Raw genomic sequence first — 18138 nt, forward strand, 5'->3', positions numbered from 1 at the left:
TGGGCTAATTCCAAAAGTAATAATCGCATAGGCGGTCATTTCCGAAGGATTCGAAAACGAAGAGGAGAAAAGAAAGCTGTAGTAGCCACGGCTCATCTTCTTATCCGAATTGTGTATGCCATTTTACGTGACCGCACACCATACAGTGAACAAGGAAACTACTACGAGCAAGAGAACAAAGAAAAGGCCGTTAACCATCTAGTTAAACAGTTAAAGAATTTGGGATATGAAATCGATCTAATAGAAACTGCAGTATAATAATATTCCATTTTTATCCAACTGTTTTTTATAAGAGTGGTGGGCCTTTTTTTGCTTTTTTCCGGGGAGAATTTTCGTATAAACGGAACCTATGTCCGTAAGAGTTAGCAACCAGTCTGCCCATCGGCCAATCTTTAAAAGCGAAGTGCGCAGCCTTCGCTCTTCTTGAAATAGCTTTCAAAGCTTCACTGCTACACCAAAATTTTTATGCTTTCTTATCTTTTAAATAACAACCAACACATCCCATATCTCATTTTTGCGGTCAGAGCAGCCGTTATTTGTGAACATGATACGGGTTTCCGTTTTTTAGCGGCCACTGGAGCGCTTATTTACGCAAAAGCAACTCTATTCCTAGCGATATATGATGATTAACGGCTCCTGTGTCCACCAACGTACCAAAACACTAGCAATGTTCACAGATAACGGTTTTCATGGCCGCTTACTTACCATAAACAATAAAGAAAAAACGCGGAGCGTCTTTTCTTTCAAGTGAAGTGCGGAGGCCTGCCCGCTTTTAACAGTGAACCCCAAGTGCTTTTCTTGGGGTGAAACGCGCAGGTGCGCAGCCTTCGCTCTCCTTGAATAAGCTTTCAAAGCTTCACTGCTATACCAAATTTTTCTTATATGGTCAAAAAAACGCCTTTGAGCTTCATACTCAAAAACGTTTTGTCTATTGCCTATTATTTTTTTACTTTATCAATCGTTCCTCCGCCAAGACAAACATCGCCATCATAAAAAACAACCGCTTGTCCAGGTGTTACGGCTCGTTGTCGTTCATCGAAGACAACCTGTACCGTACCATCTGCATTTCGAGTCACCGTTACACCTTGATCAGGCTGACGATAACGAAATTTTGCCGTACAATGGAAAGTTTCAGGCTTTGGTGTGTCACTAATCCAGTTTATATTTACCGCTGTTAATGATGCCGAATATAAGCCTTCATGATGGTAACCTTGTCCAACAAAAAGAATATTTTTATTGATATCTTTGTCAATGACAAACCATGGCTCACCAGCACCACCAATTCCAAGTCCGTGCCGTTGGCCAAGTGTATAATACATAAGCCCATCATGCTTTCCTTTTTCTTCCCCATCTAATGTAAGCATCGGTCCAGGTTGAGCAGGTAAATAAGAACTTAAGAAATCCTTAAAGTTTCGCTCTCCAATAAAACAAATTCCCGTACTATCTTTCTTTTTCGCTGTCGCTAAATCTGCCTGTTCTGCAATTTTCCGTACTTCTTGTTTAGGTAGATGACCAATCGGGAACATCACTTTTGTCAATTGTTCTTGGCTTAGCGCATTTAAGAAATACGTTTGGTCTTTATTTTGGTCAGCACCGCGTATCAGTTGAACTTCTCCCTCATGATAGGCAAGCTGAGCATAATGACCCGTCGCCACATAATCGGCACCTAGTGTAAGGGCGTGCTGTAAAAAAGCTTTAAACTTAATTTCTTTATTACACATGACATCTGGATTCGGTGTTCGTCCTGCACGATATTCATCTAAAAAATACGTAAATACTTTATCCCAATATTGCTTTTCAAAATTAACAGCATAATAAGGAATCCCAATTTGATTACATACTTTAATAACATCTTCGTAATCTTCTGTTGCTGTGCAAAACCCATTTTCATCCGTGTCATCCCAGTTTTTCATAAAAATGCCGATAACATCATAACCTTGTTGTTTCAGGAGATAGGCAGTGACAGAAGAGTCCACTCCACCACTCATACCAACAACCACTCTTATTTCCTCCGGTTTTTTCTCTCGTTGTTCATTCATTATTGTCACCACCGATCGTTTCTATCTTTGTATCCGTTTAATTGCTTTTACTGTTTCGATTCCAACAGTTTCCATTTGCACAAGCGTATTCCCATATCCAAAACTAAACCGTATCGCAGAACTATTTTTTTCATGATTTGGACTAATCGCCTCTAATACATGAGAAATTTGTAATGTACCTGCCGTACATGCCGAGCCACTTGAGGCTGCGATTCCAGCTAAATCTAAATTAACAAGCAATGATTCAACAGGAACCCCTTCAAAACTAACATTTAAAATATGAGGTAAAGAGTTAGACGATGAACCGTTTCTCACATACTTTACGCCTTCAGACGACCAAATATCAAGCAATCTGTCTTGAAATTGTTTATACAAGGCTCGCTTTTCTTCTCTTTGTTCATCGAAAAGTTCTGCTGCTTTCGCAAATCCAACGATACTAGCGACATTTTCTGTACCTGCTCGACGCTTACGCTCTTGTTCCCCACCGAACAACGATGGTAACAAATGCTTCCCTTTTCTTGCATATAACATCCCGACCCCTTTTGGGCCATTGATCTTATGAGAAGAAACCGATAAAAAATCTACATTTAACTCGTTCACATCAAGCTGTTCGATCCCATATGCTTGAACAGCGTCTGTATGAAAAGCAATGTTTTTTTCCTTTAAGATCGCCCCAATTTCTGCAATCGGTTGAATCGTACCAATTTCATTGTTTCCATACATGATTGTAACTAAAATCGTGTCTTCTCTCATTTCGTTCACAACGTCTTGAACACTGATTTCCCCTTCGTCATTTACCGGAACATAGGTCACTTCAAAACCAAGCTCTTCTAACGCTTTGCATGAATGTAATACTGCATGATGTTCAAGCGTTGATGTAATAATATGTTTCCCTTTATCTTTATTTCTTTTTGCATAGCCGATAATTGCGAGATTATCGGCTTCTGTTCCTCCACTCGTAAATATCAATTCCTCAGGAGTCGCCCCTATCGTATTGGCTAGCATCATACGGGCTTTATCGAGTGCTTGCCTACTTTGGCGACCAAAACGATGAATGCTTGATGGATTGCCAAACTGCTCTGTAAAAAAAGGCAGCATTTCCTCCACCACAATCGGATGGACAGGCGATGTTGCCGCATGATCCACATAAATTTCATTCACTTTTTCTTCCTTCTTTCCTACCGTTGTCATTTAAATATAAAACATATAATATTCTTGCTTTCCGTTATCCTCATAATTTGCAAGATCTTCTAATGTTGTACTGTCTAATACATCTTTAACCGCATCACGAATTTTAATCCACAAATCCCGTTTCGCGGGTTCTTCATCATCCATTACTTCTACTGGACTAATCGGTCCTTCAAGTACACGAATAATATCACCAGCTGTAATTTGATTTGCTTCTTTCGCTAACATATATCCACCATACGCCCCGCGAACACTTTTCACTAAGCTTGCATTGCGAAGTGGTGCAATTAATTGTTCTAAGTAATGTTCAGAAAGGTCATGGTCTTTTGCAATTGATTTTAAAGAGATAGGACCTTCCCCAGACTTTTTAGCCAAGGCCATCATGATGGTGAGCCCGTACCGCCCCTTTGTTGATATCTTCATGTATTTCCCCTCTTTCTAATAAATAATCTACAAGTGTTTGACATTGTGGTAATGTAATCCCAACAATTGTCCCAATTCCAAAACAAAAGATAAGTGTTCCAATAAAAACAGGTCCACCTAATAAATATCCTATTGTTAACACGACGACTTCCATCGCCCCACGAACCCACTGTACTTTCCACTTTGTTTTCTCAGTTATTGCCAACATTAGGCTATCTCTTGGACCAGCTCCACATTTTGGAGCTAAGTATAATCCCATCCCATAGCCCATCACGATAATCCCAACTACTAACATTATGATTTGAAAGGCCAGTGTCGATGGAGTCACAAGAAAAAATAAAAAGATATCAATAAAAACACCCACTAACACCATATTGACAAAAGCACCCAGTTTTGGCCATTCTTTTGTTAACAGTGTAGCTATAGCTATAATACAAAATCCAGATATAATTGTCCAAGAGCCAACCGTTAGTCCAAACTGCTTCGTAAGTCCAATATGGAACACATCCCAAGGTGCACTTCCTAATTCAGCTTTTATCATAAGGGATATACCGAAGGACATGATCACTAATCCGACCATAAAAAATGCCCATCGTAATACGAGTCGCTTTAATTTATTTTTATTTATGTTTGACTGATTCAGATTCAATAATAACCCTGCTCTCCCACACGTAAATATAAAGTCTAAGCCATTATAGCATGAAAAAAATGGCATTAGGTATTTATTTTTGTTTTCGTAATTTCTCAATTCTCGCATACAGATCAGCTAGTCGTTTCTCTTTCCCTGTTTCTTTAGGAATGTAGTATTTACGATGCTTCAGTGGTTCTGGTAAATATTGTTGACTGACCCATCCACCATGATCATGGGGATATTTATACTCTATTCCGCGACCAAGCTTGTTCGCACCTGAATAATGAGCATCTTTTAAATGGTCAGGAACATCCCCAATTTCAATTGTTCTTATATCTGCTAACGCTTTGTCTAATGCCTTATATGCTGTATTTGACTTCGGTGACAAGCATACTTCAACAACAGCAACAGACAATGGAATTCTAGCTTCTGGTAAACCGAGCTGTTCAGCTGAATGAATTGCAGAAAGGACCGTTTGAGCTACTTCACTATTCGCTAAACCGACATCTTCCCATGCCGTCACTAGTAATCTCCGACAAATGACAGCTAAATCACCAGCTTCTATTAATCTTGCTAAATAATGAAGCGCCGCATCGACATCCGAGCCACGTAAACTCTTTTGAAACGCACTAATAATATTATAATATTGCTCTCCTTGTTTATCATAATGAAGTGACTTCTTTTGCAGGCATTCTTGTAAAACGGATGTATCAATAAAGAGGCTTCCATCTTCTTTTTCTTCTGTCGAGCGAACGGCGATTTCTAGCGCATTTAATGCCGCTCTAATATCTCCCCCACAGCTTTGAGCTAAAAAGCGCAAGCCTTCTTCTTCCACTTCAATTGGAACCGTTCCTAATCCTTTTTTTTCATCCACTAATGCCCGTTGTAACACGGAATAGATATCATCAGGTGTCGGGTAATGCAATTCCAAAATCGTACATCTTGATTTAATCGCATTATTAATTTCAAAGTATGGATTTTCTGTTGTTGCTCCAATTAAGATAATCAAGCCATTTTCCAAATAAGGAAGAAGAAAATCTTGTTGTGCCTTATTAAACCGATGAACTTCATCGACAAATAAAATACTCGTGCCTTCGAATTTCGCTTGCCCGACAATCGCTTCCATGTCCTTTTTTCCGGAAGACACCGCATTAATTTGATGGAAGGGCATGTTTGTCATATGGGCTACAACATTCGCAATCGTCGTTTTCCCCGTTCCTGGTGGTCCAAATAAAATTATCGAGCTTAGTCGATTTGATTTCAACATTCTTGTTAATAATTTTCCTTCTCCAACTATATGATTTTGCCCAACAATATCTGCTAATGTTGTTGGTCTCATCCGATAGGCGAGTGGTTCTTCTTTCCACATAATGACACCTCTTTAGTTTTGAACGTTCCTTTTCATTTGCACTGCCTTTTATTTTACATGGAAATGCCAGTAAAAAAAAGAAAGCTATCAAATTAATATTCTGTAGTATACATCGTAGATTTCTTGGAAATAGTATAGATAAAAAATAATTTTAGGAGTGAAAACTATGAAAGTTAGACAAGATGCATGGTCACACGAAGATGACGTTCTCCTTGCAGAAACAGTATTAAAACATATTAAAGAAGGAAGCACGCAATTACGTGCGTTTGATGAAGTCGGTGATGAGCTTCACCGAACATCAGCAGCTTGTGGATTCCGCTGGAACGCAGTTGTCCGTCAAAAATATATAAATGATATTCGTGAAGCAAAAAAAGAACGGAAAGAGCGCAAACGGGCAGCTTCATATCTGTCTTCCGTAACAAAAAGAGCGGTTCAACCGGAACTGTATATGCCTCAGCAACAGTCTGTCAATCAACCGATCTCGTTATCTGTTGTCATTGATTATTTAAAAACATTAAATACAGAATCAAATGGAACACAAGCACTAAAAAAAGAAAATGAAAAGCTATTAAAAGAAAATCTTGAACTTCTAACAAAAAACAAAGAATTAGAAGCAGAGCTTTCTAAATTACAAAATGACCATCACGTCATTGAGGAAGACTATCAATCATTAATTCAAATTATGAATCGTGCAAGACGAATGGCTATTTTACAAGATGATGATTCCATTGCTCCGGCTACATTTAAAATGGACAAAAACGGGAATCTTGAAAAAGTTGCAAAATAAAAAACGTCTCATCAGGTTGTCCTGATGAGATGTTTTTTTTAAAGATAAGAAAGTATAAAAGTTTTGGTCTAGCAGTGAAGTTTTGAAAGCTTATTCTTGAAGAGCGAAGGCTACGCACCTGCGCGTTTCACCCCAAGAAGAGCACTTGGGGTTCACTGTCAAAAGCAGGCAGAGCTCCGCACTTCGCTTGAAAGAAAAGACGCTCCGCGTTTTTCTTATTTTGTAACTAGCGATTAATCGTAATATCTTTTAACAGTGTTGTTACGACATGTCCAGCCATAATTAACCCAGATACAGACGGAACAAACGCATTTGAAGATGGTGGCATTTTCGCTTTACGGATTGGTCCAGTTTCTGCAGCTTCAGGAACGATTTCTTTCCGGATTTCTTCTCTAATTTTTATCGGCTGCTCATCGGAAAACACAACATTAATGCCTTTATGAATTCCTTCTTTGCGTAATTTCGTTCGAATGACTTTTGCAATAGGGTCATAGCTTGTTTTGGAAATATCGGCAATACGCAAACGAGTTGGATCTAATTTGTTGGCAACCCCCATACTCGAAATAATCGGGATGTTCCGTTGTAAACATTGTTTCATCAAGTGGATTTTATATGAAATGGTATCACTTGCGTCAATAACAAAATCTAAATTATGCTCAAAAAAAGTTTCATACGTTTCTTCGGTATAAAACATTTTAAGTGCCACTACTTCACACTCGGGATTAATGTCTGCAATTCGTTCTTTCATTAATTCTACTTTTTGCTGTCCGACCGTTGACAACAGTGCATGGATTTGGCGGTTTACATTCGTAATATCCACATCGTCTTTATCAACTAACACAATTTTACCAACACTAGAACGAGCTAGTGCTTCCGCTGAAAAAGATCCGACACCACCAACACCTAATACTGCAACAGTGCTGTTCTTTAATATATGTAAACCATCTTTTCCAATCGCTAATTCATTTCGTGAAAATTGGTGTAACATTTTAACTCTCCTCCAGAACCTTGAATTTACATGTATATACTCGGAATAGACTATATCATAGCTTCTATAAAAAGAAAAGCTGTCAAGAATCAATGTTTATGCCGTGCCTCAGCTTTTACAGACATTGAGAGAACGGTCTATCAATTGAGCTATTTTCAAAACGTCATTTCGGCAACTCTAAAAATGCTTCAATTAAATATCTTTTATTGATTTTGTAGCCTCCACCTAGTGAAAGGAAGCGAAAGCCACTCGACTCCTGCGTTTTTTGTAAATGATTTTTCCCTGTGGATATAGTTCTAACCAGTAAACTAATGTCCGTAACGAAAATAAGCTATTTCCAAATACGTTTCCCTTTTCTTTATTATTAGCGGTTATGCAAAAAACAATCCGAAATGGGGAAAATATAAAAAACCCGACCGGAAGTCGAGTTTTTAATAACAGTATGTAGATGGGAGAGCCCCAACAGTGCCGTAACGAACTTGGTTTTGAACCTGCTCTCGCAGGTGGGTGCCTTGCTTTATTATTCAAGCTTCCTACTTCCTTAGATGTAGGCTTGCAATCAGAATAAAGACGGAAGCTCCCGCATATTTAGTGTTGGCTCAAAACGTAAAGTATCCTACGTACACCATAGGACTCAATGTTTCTATGGGCTTATTATAACACAGAAAATAGCGCTTCAACAAGCAATTTTCACTGTTCTTTAAATTGTCACCTTTGTCGCAACTTGGAAACAATATGACTGATATGATACAGTAAATGAAATAAAAACAATAAAGGAATGTTGATATTGAAACCTCTCGCGACTCAACCATGTGTCGAAATGAAACAAGAAATTCACTGGACAGGAAAATGCACGATTGAAACATCCTATACTATTGAATTATATGAAGACGAAGTGATTGCAAAACAAAAACGCTATCCTTTAAAAAATGTGTTTGACGTTTCCTTTTACGGTCAAAGTGGAGCGATAGGATTTTTATACTTGCATACAAACACAGGGGTTATTTCCTTTTTTGTCAAAACAAAACCGACTCAATTTATGAACACTTTTTTTGAACTGAAACAAGAGAACCCTGATGGTTGACTTCGATTAAATAACAAGTTGTTGAATTGTTTCTTGACTCGTAAATCCGAGAACAGGAAACCACGGTAATTGAAGTTGGCGCAACTGCTTTTCTTGCGCCTTAAATACTTTGACAAGATAAGCAACCCCTGTTTCATTTTCAAACGTTGTTTCGATATGAAAATGAAGCGATTTTAATTCTTCTTGCCATGGATAGTGACTTCCTTTCGCTTGAAACACAAGAATCGTTGTATCACCTAGAGCTGTTTGTTCATTTTGGACTCCTTGTTCATACACTCGATGAACAGACTCTTTTTGAAGTAGTACAAAGTCCTCAACCATACTGTTTGACGTTGCTTCTTTTCCCGCTCCAGGTCCACTGAAAACTAGCTCACCGATATCTTCCCCTTCTAGACAAACTGCATTTGTCACTCCGCGGATAAAGGATAGTGGATGTGTCGGTGCTAAAAACGATGGCGAAACATACCCTTCCACTTTTCCATTGTTGACCGTCGCTTCGGCAATTAACTTTAATTTTAAACCGAGTGATTCGGCAAGCCCAATTTGCCACTCTTCCACTGCCGTTAACCCACAGCAAGAAATCGCTTCTTTTTCCGGCCAAATCCCAAAGCATAATTTACTTAAAATTCGAAGCTTATACCAAGCATCAATGCCCTCTACATCATTTGTTGGGTCTGCTTCTGCATACCCTAACGTTTGCGCATTCGCTAACGCTTCAACGAAACTTTTTTTCTTTTCATTCATTTCAGTAAGAATATAATTTGTCGTCCCATTTAAAATGCCAGACACCTTGCTAATCTTTGTTGTCGCTAAGTTCGCTCGCAAACTATTAATAATTGGAATTCCTCCGCCTACCGCTGCTTCATAGCCAAAATAAACACCATGAGAAGTAGCTACATCCTCTAGTTCTTTTCCGTGCATAGCAACAAGGTCTTTATTTGCGGTAATCACTGGAACTCCTCTTTCTAAAAAGTGGAGAATATACGATTTCGTTGGTTCCATTCCACCTGCCGCTTCAAAAACAACATCAAAATTCAACTGTAAAAACTCAGCTGGGTTATTTGTTAAAAGAGCTCCCTTTATGTTTGTCACTCGTTCTTTTTGATGATGTTTCACTAAAATGCCTGTAATCGTTACTTCTTCCCCTAGTCGTTTTTTTAGCAATTCCTTTGTTTTTTCGATCCGTTCATACACACCTGAACCGACTGTTCCAAATCCGATTAAACCAATTGATACCATATGTACTCTCCCCTTAGTTAAGTAGAATTCAAATAAAAAAACCTTTCCCGATAAGGAAAGGTTTCATTTTTTTATAAATTCGCCTTTACTTATCTCTCAGAGTTTTCACTCTGCTGAATTTAGCACCTTTGTTTGTATGGCTCTACAAACAGGTTGCCGGGTGTCATAGGGTCAGTCCCTCTACCACTCTCGATAAGTTATTTTATTATTTCGTTATTGTTACTGATTATACGCGTCAAGACAAGATACTGTCAACGACTAATTTACGCTTGTACTTTCTCTTCTTTTTTCTCTTCAACGATTTGCAAATTCAAATCTTTTAATTGAGAGTCACTTACTTCACTTGGTGCATTCGTTAATAAACAGCTTGCGCTTGCCGTTTTCGGGAATGCAATCGTATCTCGCAAATTAGTACGACCAGCTAACAACATAACAAGTCGGTCTAGACCAAGCGCAATTCCCCCATGTGGTGGTGTTCCATATTCAAACGCATCTAATAAAAATCCAAATTGCGCTTTTGCTTCTTCTTCACTAAAACCTAAAGCTTTAAACATTTTCTCTTGGATGTCACGTTGGTAAATCCGTTTTGATCCTCCACCAAGCTCATAGCCATTTAACACTAAGTCATAAGCTTCGGCACGAATTTTTCCAGGGTCAGTATCTAAATAGTGAAGGTCTTCTTCTTTTGGACTTGTAAACGGATGATGGAGGGCAACATAACGATTTGCATCCTCATCAAACTCCACTAACGGGAAGTCAACAACCCATAAGAAATTATATTTTGTTTCGTCAATCATATTAAATTGCTTTCCAAATTTTAAGCGTAATGCCCCAAGTGCATCATACACAACTTGCTTTTTATCTGCACCGAAGAATAATAAGTCTCCTGGTTCTGCATTCATAGCCGCTTTTACGTTTTCTGTCTCTTCTTCATTTAAAAATTTCGCAATTGGACCTTTTAACTCATTTTCTTCCACTTTCAACCAAGCTAATCCTTTTGCTCCATAAATAGCAACAAACTTTGCTAGGTCATCTATTTCTTTTCGTGTTAATTTTGAAGAACCGTCTTTTAAATTTAAGCCTTTTACAATTCCACCGTTAGCAACCGCGTTTGTAAACACTTTAAACTGTGAGTCTTTTACGATATCGGTTAACTCGACTAATTCTAATGCAAATCGTGTATCTGGCTTATCAGAGCCATATCGATTCATTGCTTCTTCATACGTGATTCGCTCAAATGGTGCTTGAATCTCTATTCCTTTCGTTTCTTTCATCACCTTTGTCATCATGTCTTCTGTCATCGATAACAAATCATCTGTCGCCATAAATGAAGTTTCAATATCGACTTGTGTAAATTCCGGTTGGCGGTCTGCACGTAAATCTTCATCACGGAAACAACGGACAATTTGATAATAACGTTCAAATCCAGATACCATTAATAACTGTTTAAATAATTGTGGTGATTGTGGTAAGGCGTAAAAATCACCATGATGAACACGACTAGGAACTAAATAGTCACGCGCCCCTTCTGGTGTGCTTTTTGTTAACATCGGTGTTTCAATTTCATAGAAATGAAAATCATCTAGAAAATTACGAATTAGTTTCGTTGTTTGATGACGCATTTTAAACGTTTCTTGCATATCCGGACGGCGCAAATCAAGGTAACGATATTTTAAACGAACATCTTCAGAAGCATCCGTATCAGCTTCAATTTGAAACGGAAGTGCTTTAGATGCGTTTAAAATCGTGACTTTAGAAACATGTACTTCAACTGTTCCTGTTGGAATCTTTTCGTTTATTGTTTCCGTATCACGTTTCACAACAACACCTTCAACATCCAGTACATATTCACTACGTACTTTATCTGCAATTGCATGTGCTTCTTCTGAGATTTCTGGATTAAATACAACTTGCACAATTCCAGAACGGTCACGTAAATCAATAAAAATAACTTGTCCTAAATCACGACGAGTTTGAACCCATCCTTTGAGTTGGACATGTTCCCCTATTGTTTTTTCAAGTATCTCTCCACAGTAATGACTTCTTCCTATCATTTTTGCTCCTCCTTATACTCTTGCTTTCATATATTCGATAAATGTATCTAACGAGATTTCTTCTTGTTCTTTAGAATCCATTGATTTGACATTGATTTTGTTTGCTTTTAGTTCATCTTCACCAAGAACGGCCGTATATTTTGCTTGGTGACGGTCTGCTGCTTTAAATTGTGCTTTTAGTTTTCGATCAAGATAGTCTTTTTCTGCCCGAATCCCTGCTTTTCGAAGCTCAAATAATAATGAAGTTGCCTTATCCTTCGCTTCTTCACCAAGAGCAACAACATAACAATCAAGCGTTTCATCAATAGGGACTGTTACTTTTTGCGCTTCTAAAGCCATAATAAGTCGCTCAATACTTAACGCAAAACCGATACCTCCTGTTTCAGGTCCACCAATCTCCTCAACTAAGCCATTATATCGTCCACCACCACATAATGTTGTGATTGCACCAAACCCATCACCATCTACCATTATCTCAAATGCTGTATTAGTGTAATAATCAAGTCCTCGAACAAGGTTTGGATCTAACACAAAGGAAATATTCATGTCTTGTAAGTACATTTTCACTTTTTCAAAATAAGCGACAGATTGCTCATTTAAATAATCAATAATGGAAGGAGCAGTCGCCATTAATTCATGGTCACGGTCTTTTTTACAATCTAAAATCCGAAGTGGATTTTTTTCTAAACGTGATTGACAATCACTACAAAACTCACCAATTCTCGGTTGGAAATGTTGAATTAGAGCTTCACGGTGAGCATTTCGACTTTCTTTATCACCTAGACTATTAATCACTAATTTTAAGTTTTTCAACCCTAATTCGCGGTAAAATTCCATAGCTAACGCGATAACTTCGGCATCAATGGCCGGGTCATTACTTCCAATCGCTTCTACTCCAAATTGAACAAATTGCCGCATCCGTCCAGATTGTGGGCGCTCATATCGAAACATTTGACCAATATAATATAGCTTTGTTGGTTGAGACGGGTTTCCGAACAGCTTGTTTCCGACAAACGCACGAACTGCCGAAGCCGTTCCTTCTGGACGTAACGTTAAGCTACGATCACCGCGGTCTGTAAAAGTATACATTTCTTTTTGAACAATATCCGTTGTATCACCAACTCCACGTAGAAAAAGTTCTGTATGCTCAAAAATAGGAGTTCGAATTTCTTTGTAATTATACCTTCTGCAAATGTCATGCGCTTTTTGTTCAACAAACTGCCAAATTTCAGATTGTCCGGGTAAAATGTCCTGTGTTCCCCTTGGAATTTGGATATTCATGTTAACTTCCCTCCACTAACTTGATTCTTTATTATGTAAACGAAATAAAAAAACTCCCATCCCTGATCTTATGAGATCAGGGACGAGAGTTATATTCCCGTGGTGCCACCCTAATTGAAGCTTAAAACACTTCCACTTTAAGCAGTTAACGCCTGCTTACGTTTTCTCCTACTCATCTCGTTCAGAAAAAAGCCTCAAAGGTGTTCGTTCATTAAGGTTCATGGAGGAATAGTTTCAGCCCACGCTATTCCCTCTCTTGCCATTTCGCACTTAACTACTTTTCCTTGTCTTCAGCATATATAATATAGTACGTTCACATTTGATTTCTATCATACGAATGAACGCCGGTGATGTCAACATTTTTTATAGAATAAATTAGTTTCGTTCAATCTTTTTCTTCAAATATTTAATATCTCGAACAGATATTCCAAATTCACTCGCTAATTCGATATGACTTTGTTGCTGTTCGCGCTCGATAAAATCGTGAAAATCAACTGTGAAAAGTTGATTCCCATTGCTCTTAAGTTGTTGGTTCATGCTAGCTCGCATCAATATTCGCTCCTTTTTCTGTCAATATTCACTAGCATAACCAAATGTATAGTAATTCTTACATCTTTTAAAAAAATAATAATTGACAAACACTTAATTATCCTGTAGCATCAGCTATGAATTAAATATACCTCGTTAGGTGAGGCTCCTGTGCAGGAGATACGCTGCTGCCCAAAAACGTCCAAAGACGCCAATGGGTCAACAGAAACCATCGACATAAGGTGGTTTTTAATGTAGCTGGCTTAGACCTATGCCGCACAGTGCTAAAGCTCTACGAATGGAGGAGAAATAATTGTTGTACTGTAATTTGATTTGTCTTGATCTGATTACATGACATCTTGTTTTTGTTGTAGTTAAAACACCTTCATTCGTGGAAGGTGTTTTTTACGTTTATTTTGGAGGTGGTGTGAAATGGATAACGGTCCTGAACCAGATTCATATGATTTATTTTTTCAAGATTGGGGAAAACAAAACTATACCGATAGGAATCCTTCACACTCCTTGTGTAAAGTCGATTCCTAATGAGGAGGATGAACAATGGTTCGACTTACAAAACATACACGTGAACAATATACGCAACAAATCATACACGCTTTAAATGTTAATAAAATTGAAGAATTTCGAGACACCTTTTTAGAATTGCATCCCACTGACCAAGCAGATGTGTTTAGCGATTTTAGCAAAGAACAGCGAAAACGAGTATACACATTTTTATCGCCACCTGAATTTGCAGAAGTGTTTCAAAGTCTTGATGTTGATTTTCAAAAAGTGACTTTATTAGAATTAGATGATAACTATGCATCAAAAATGTTTAATGATATGTACGCTGATGATGTCGCTGATTTCCTTCATGAAATTCAAAGTGGCAAAGCGGATAAAATTTTAAAAGCAATGGACAAAGAAGAAGCAGATGAAGTTAAAGAACTATTAGCTTATCCACCTGAAACAGCAGGTGCGATCATGACAAAAGAATTTATTTCGATTCGAGCAACAAGCACTTCTTCTGAAGTAATGGAACAGTTACGACAAGAAGGTCCTGAAGCGGAAACGATTTATTACCTATATGTAGTTGATGAAAAAGATCATCTTGTAGGTGTTGTCTCACTTCGTGATTTAATAACAGCACCACTCAATGAGAAGATTGAACAAATAATGAGCTCAAGAATTATTTCTGTCACAGAGACTGATGACCAAGAAGATGTAGCAAAACTCATTAAAAAATATGATTTTTTAGCTGCCCCCGTTATTACAAAAGAAGGTCAATTAGTCGGTATTGTTACAGTTGATGACGTCATTGATGTATTAGAAGAAGAAGCAGAAGAAGATTTTGGTGAAATTACAGCTGCTAGAGGTTCGATGGATGCGTCCATTTCTTCATTTACAGCAGCAAAAAAACGCGCCCCTTGGATTATTATGTTAATGTTCCTTGGACTGATAACAGCAGAAGTGATTGGACAGTTTGAAGAAACACTTGAAGCCGTTATTTTACTTGCCGTCTTTATCCCACTTATTATGGATTCAGCTGGAAATACAGGAACGCAAGCATTAGCTGTTGTTGTCCGTGGATTAGCACTTGGCAATGTGGAACGAGGTTCGGTTGGGAAAATGTTAAAGCGTGAATTTGGAACAGGAATTATGTTAGGACTTATTTGTATGTTAACATTGCTTATCATTGTTCCGTTTTTATACTCTGAAGGTGGATTATTACTAGCCGGAATTGTTGGTGTTTCGTTATTTTTAACATTAAGTATTGCCACAATGGTCGGGGCAACCATTCCTTTACTTATTAATAAATTGAAAATCGACCCTGCTGTTGCCTCTGGCCCTTTTATTACAACGATTAATGATATTCTTGGTTTACTCATTTATTTTTCAATTGCAACTGCCCTTTTAGAATATTTACCTCAATAAAATTACGCAATAGCTTCGTTAGGTGAGGCTCCTGTGTTGGAGATATGCTGCTGCCCAGAAATGTCGAGAGACGCCAATGGGTCAACAGGAACTATCGAGTAAGGTAGTTTTTAATGTAGCTGGAATATCCTATGCCACACAGTGCTAAAACTAAAACGTCAGAAGTGATCTTTGCTTTTTTAGCACCTTCTTTCGTAGAAGGTGCTTTTTATTAACATATCGAAATAAAGTGTGGAAATGGAAAGGAGGACATTCATTATGTTTGTCAATTATGAACTGCTGCTAAAGTTATGTATTGCTCTTGTGTTTGGTATGTTAATTGGTATTGACCGACAATTAAAGCATAAACCACTCGGATTAAAAACCGCAATGGTCATATGTGTTGCTAGTTGCTTAGTCACCATTGTTTCGATTGAATCCTTTTATAAGTTTGCCACTCCTACGTATCATGCGATGGACCCGATGCGATTAGCAGCACAAATTGTTAGTGGCGTTGGTTTTTTAGGAGCAGGTGTCATATTACGGAGACAAAATGATGTAATTTCAGGCTTAACAAGTGCAGCCATGATATGGGCAGCTTCTGGTCTTGGAATAGCCGTTGGCGCTGGTTTTTATATAGAAGCACTCATTGCTGTCCTCCTTCTTATGCTTGCCGTCAATATTTTACCATCCTTCATTAAGTGGGTCGGCCCCGCTACACTACGACAACGTGATGTTGCTGTCACCATTATCATGGAACCGAATTATCGTATGACTGAATTATTACAGGCTATCGAACGGAATGGTGAAGGGTTTCAGGATGATAGCCATAAAGAAATTACGATTCGCAATATTAAATTAACAGACTTGGAAAATGGCAACCAACAAATCAAACTAACATTGTCTGCTCCTGAAAAAAAATATACAACGGAAATTTATTATCTTATTAAAAGAATTGATTATGTCCTTTCCGTTGATGTGGAACATCTGTAGAGAGGAGGAACGAAAATGACAAAACTAAATGTAAAGCATAAAGAAGAGTACACGTATTATCTTTTTATGCATTTGAAAAACAATGATAAAGTAAAGTTTCGCTCTGAATTTTTACAATTGCACCCTACTGATCAGACTGACATTTTTAAACAAATGAACCAAGAAAGACGAGCAAAAGTTTACCACTATTTATCAGGTAGTGAATTTGCAGAAATTTTTAAAAACCTCCATGTTCAAGAACAGAAAACCGTGTACAGTGAACTTGAAGAAGAGTTTGCCCTTTTTATGCTAACCGCTTTACCCGCTGACGATATGACGGATTTTTTAGGAGAAATCCCTGACCATATTGCGACTTATTTGTTAGCACAATTAGATAAAGAGGCATCAAATTCAATTAAATTGCTTCTTTCCTATAAAGAGGAAACAGCTGGGTCATTGATGACAACGGAATATGTCACGATTTCTCCTACTGATACTGTATCATCTGTGTTAAAAAAATTGCGGACCGCAACAAAAAAAGCGGAAACGATTTATTATCTTTATGTCGTCAATGAAAACAGAAAATTAGTAGGAGTGCTTTCACTTCGGGAATTAATCTCTTCTGACGTGGATACAACTGTTCATTCCATTATGAAAGACCAAATGATTTCTGTATATCCCGATACTGACCAACAAGAAGTATCGAAACTAATCAAAGATTATGACTTGCTTGCTGTTCCTGTAATAACAAATGATGGAACAATTATTGGGATTGTTACAGTTGATGATATTATTGATGTAATAGAAGAGGAAACGACTGATGACATTGGTGAGATGATGGCGTCTAAAGGAGCATTAGATTTAGATACGGACTCATTGACAACAACAAAAAAGCGGCTTCCATGGCTTATTATCCTTTTATTTCTTGGATTAGCAACTGCTGGTTTAATTACTACATTTGAAGCTACATTAACAGAAATAGCCGTACTCGCTATGTTTATCCCACTTATTGCCGATATGGGCGGGAACACGGGAACACAATCATTAGCGGTTGTCGTCCGCGGCCTTGCACTACATCCATTCAATCGGAAGCTCGTTGTTCGCTTACTGAAGCGAGAAGCACAAACAGGGTTATTGATGGGTTTTGTTTGCGGAATTATCGTATCATTCCTCGCTATGGTCCTTCCTTTTGGTAGTGCAGTGTTTGGTATCATTATAGGTTTGTCTCTTTTTGCCACTGTCTTTTTTTCAACATTAACAGGTACAATTATTCCACTCATTGTTCATCGATTTAAAATAGACCCAGCTATTGCATCAGGACCGTTTATTACAACAATTAACGACATTGTAGGTTTGTTTGTGTATTTCACTATCGCCACAACTTTGCTTCATTATTTATAAACAAAATCCCCCTCTCATCAGCGAGAGGGGGATTTTTATGTCGTGAGCTCCAATACGTTTGCACATCTGTTCCGCTATTTCATGAAAATTAGCCGTTCTTTTTTTCTAACGGACACCTGTTCCGTTAATAGACCAAAAAAGGGGTAAAAACCGTTTACTTTCATTAGATAACGGAACAAATGTCCGATAGCATTGGATAGATGTATCTTTTTAATAAAATAGCGGAACAGATGTCCGTTAAAG

At 37.9% G+C, this 18138-nt stretch carries 15 protein-coding genes, 1 other RNA gene, 1 pseudogene, 3 riboswitches and 1 other annotated feature; of the genes and pseudogenes, 6 read left to right on the forward strand and 11 right to left on the reverse strand.

Annotation, left to right across the window (positions count from 1 at the left end):
* Positions 1-258: pseudogene (locus T323_RS29125) on the forward strand (IS110 family transposase); the annotation flags it as partial.
* 680 nt (positions 259-938) lie between these two features.
* Here the strand turns inward: T323_RS29125 and mnmA are convergent.
* The 5 genes from mnmA to T323_RS0105810 form a co-directional block, all read right to left on the reverse strand.
* Positions 939-2039, reverse strand: coding sequence for a tRNA 2-thiouridine(34) synthase MnmA (mnmA, locus tag T323_RS0105790; RefSeq protein WP_026672426.1), 1101 nt, complete (start codon positions 2037-2039; stop codon positions 939-941).
* Positions 2040-2060: 21 nt separating this feature from the next.
* Positions 2061-3200, reverse strand: a complete 1140-nt coding sequence (locus T323_RS0105795; protein WP_026672427.1) for a cysteine desulfurase family protein — start codon at positions 3198-3200, stop codon at positions 2061-2063.
* A gap of 30 nt (positions 3201-3230) precedes the next feature.
* On the reverse strand, positions 3231-3650 hold the full coding sequence (gene cymR, locus T323_RS0105800; RefSeq protein WP_026672428.1) for a cysteine metabolism transcriptional regulator CymR: 420 nt from the start codon (positions 3648-3650) through the stop codon (positions 3231-3233).
* Positions 3595-4299 (reverse strand): YczE/YyaS/YitT family protein, encoded by a 705-nt coding sequence (locus T323_RS0105805; RefSeq protein WP_505579018.1) that lies wholly within the window; start codon positions 4297-4299, stop codon positions 3595-3597. Before T323_RS0105805 ends, cymR begins: the two co-directional genes overlap by 56 nt.
* Before the next feature lie 73 nt (positions 4300-4372).
* Entirely contained in the window at positions 4373-5650 is a 1278-nt protein-coding gene (locus T323_RS0105810) for a replication-associated recombination protein A (protein WP_035177883.1), read from the reverse strand.
* A gap of 166 nt (positions 5651-5816) precedes the next feature.
* Here T323_RS0105810 and T323_RS0105815 point away from each other — a divergent pair, with 166 nt between their 5' ends.
* Positions 5817-6437, forward strand: a complete 621-nt coding sequence (locus tag T323_RS0105815) for an RsfA family transcriptional regulator (protein WP_026672431.1) — start codon at positions 5817-5819, stop codon at positions 6435-6437.
* A 226-nt stretch (positions 6438-6663) separates the two neighbouring features.
* Here T323_RS0105815 and T323_RS0105820 read toward each other — a convergent pair whose 3' ends face one another.
* Positions 6664-7425: a tRNA threonylcarbamoyladenosine dehydratase gene (locus T323_RS0105820; protein ID WP_026672432.1), complete on the reverse strand. Its 762-nt coding sequence runs from the start codon at positions 7423-7425 to the stop codon at positions 6664-6666.
* A gap of 452 nt (positions 7426-7877) precedes the next feature.
* Positions 7878-8062: non-coding RNA, 6S RNA (gene ssrS / locus T323_RS28295), on the reverse strand.
* Positions 8063-8212: 150 nt separating this feature from the next.
* Here ssrS and T323_RS0105825 point away from each other — a divergent pair.
* Positions 8213-8509, forward strand: a complete 297-nt coding sequence (locus tag T323_RS0105825) for a hypothetical protein (RefSeq protein ID WP_084309134.1) — start codon at positions 8213-8215, stop codon at positions 8507-8509.
* Between the two features lie 6 nt (positions 8510-8515).
* Here T323_RS0105825 and T323_RS26085 read toward each other — a convergent pair whose 3' ends face one another.
* The 4 genes from T323_RS26085 to T323_RS26090 all read right to left on the reverse strand — a co-directional run bounded on the left by T323_RS26085 (position 8516) and on the right by T323_RS26090 (position 13632).
* Entirely contained in the window at positions 8516-9748 is a 1233-nt protein-coding gene (locus tag T323_RS26085; protein WP_051556399.1) for a homoserine dehydrogenase, read from the reverse strand.
* A gap of 86 nt (positions 9749-9834) precedes the next feature.
* Positions 9835-9947, reverse strand: a riboswitch (SAM riboswitch).
* Positions 9948-10011: 64 nt separating this feature from the next.
* Positions 10012-11802: an aspartate--tRNA ligase gene (aspS, locus tag T323_RS0105835; protein WP_026672434.1), complete on the reverse strand. Its 1791-nt coding sequence runs from the start codon at positions 11800-11802 to the stop codon at positions 10012-10014.
* 12 nt (positions 11803-11814) lie between these two features.
* Positions 11815-13083 carry a histidine--tRNA ligase gene (hisS, locus tag T323_RS0105840; RefSeq protein ID WP_026672435.1) on the reverse strand — a complete coding sequence of 423 codons (1269 nt, stop codon included), beginning with the start codon at positions 13081-13083 and terminating at the stop codon, positions 11815-11817.
* Positions 13084-13158: 75 nt separating this feature from the next.
* Positions 13159-13383 (reverse strand) — a binding site (T-box leader).
* A gap of 75 nt (positions 13384-13458) precedes the next feature.
* Positions 13459-13632, reverse strand: a complete 174-nt coding sequence (locus tag T323_RS26090) for a hypothetical protein (RefSeq protein WP_035177887.1) — start codon at positions 13630-13632, stop codon at positions 13459-13461.
* A 124-nt stretch (positions 13633-13756) separates the two neighbouring features.
* A riboswitch (M-box (ykoK) riboswitch) is annotated at positions 13757-13922 on the forward strand.
* Positions 13923-14169: 247 nt separating this feature from the next.
* Between T323_RS26090 and mgtE (T323_RS0105855) the strand changes: the two genes are divergently transcribed.
* The 3 genes from mgtE (T323_RS0105855) to mgtE (T323_RS0105865) all read left to right on the forward strand — a co-directional run bounded on the left by mgtE (T323_RS0105855) (position 14170) and on the right by mgtE (T323_RS0105865) (position 17895).
* Positions 14170-15543, forward strand: a complete 1374-nt coding sequence (gene mgtE, locus T323_RS0105855; protein WP_026672436.1) for a magnesium transporter — start codon at positions 14170-14172, stop codon at positions 15541-15543.
* Between the two features lie 7 nt (positions 15544-15550).
* Positions 15551-15714, forward strand: a riboswitch (M-box (ykoK) riboswitch).
* A gap of 87 nt (positions 15715-15801) precedes the next feature.
* Positions 15802-16515, forward strand: coding sequence for an MgtC/SapB family protein (locus tag T323_RS0105860; protein WP_026672437.1), 714 nt, complete (start codon positions 15802-15804; stop codon positions 16513-16515).
* 15 nt (positions 16516-16530) lie between these two features.
* Positions 16531-17895 carry a magnesium transporter gene (gene mgtE, locus T323_RS0105865; protein WP_026672438.1) on the forward strand — a complete coding sequence of 455 codons (1365 nt, stop codon included), beginning with the start codon at positions 16531-16533 and terminating at the stop codon, positions 17893-17895.
* Positions 17896-18138 lie beyond the last annotated feature (243 nt).

The organism is Alkalihalobacillus bogoriensis ATCC BAA-922 (assembly GCF_000621445.1).
Classification (GTDB): Bacteria; Bacillota; Bacilli; order Bacillales; family Bacillaceae_F; genus Bacillus_AO; species Bacillus_AO bogoriense.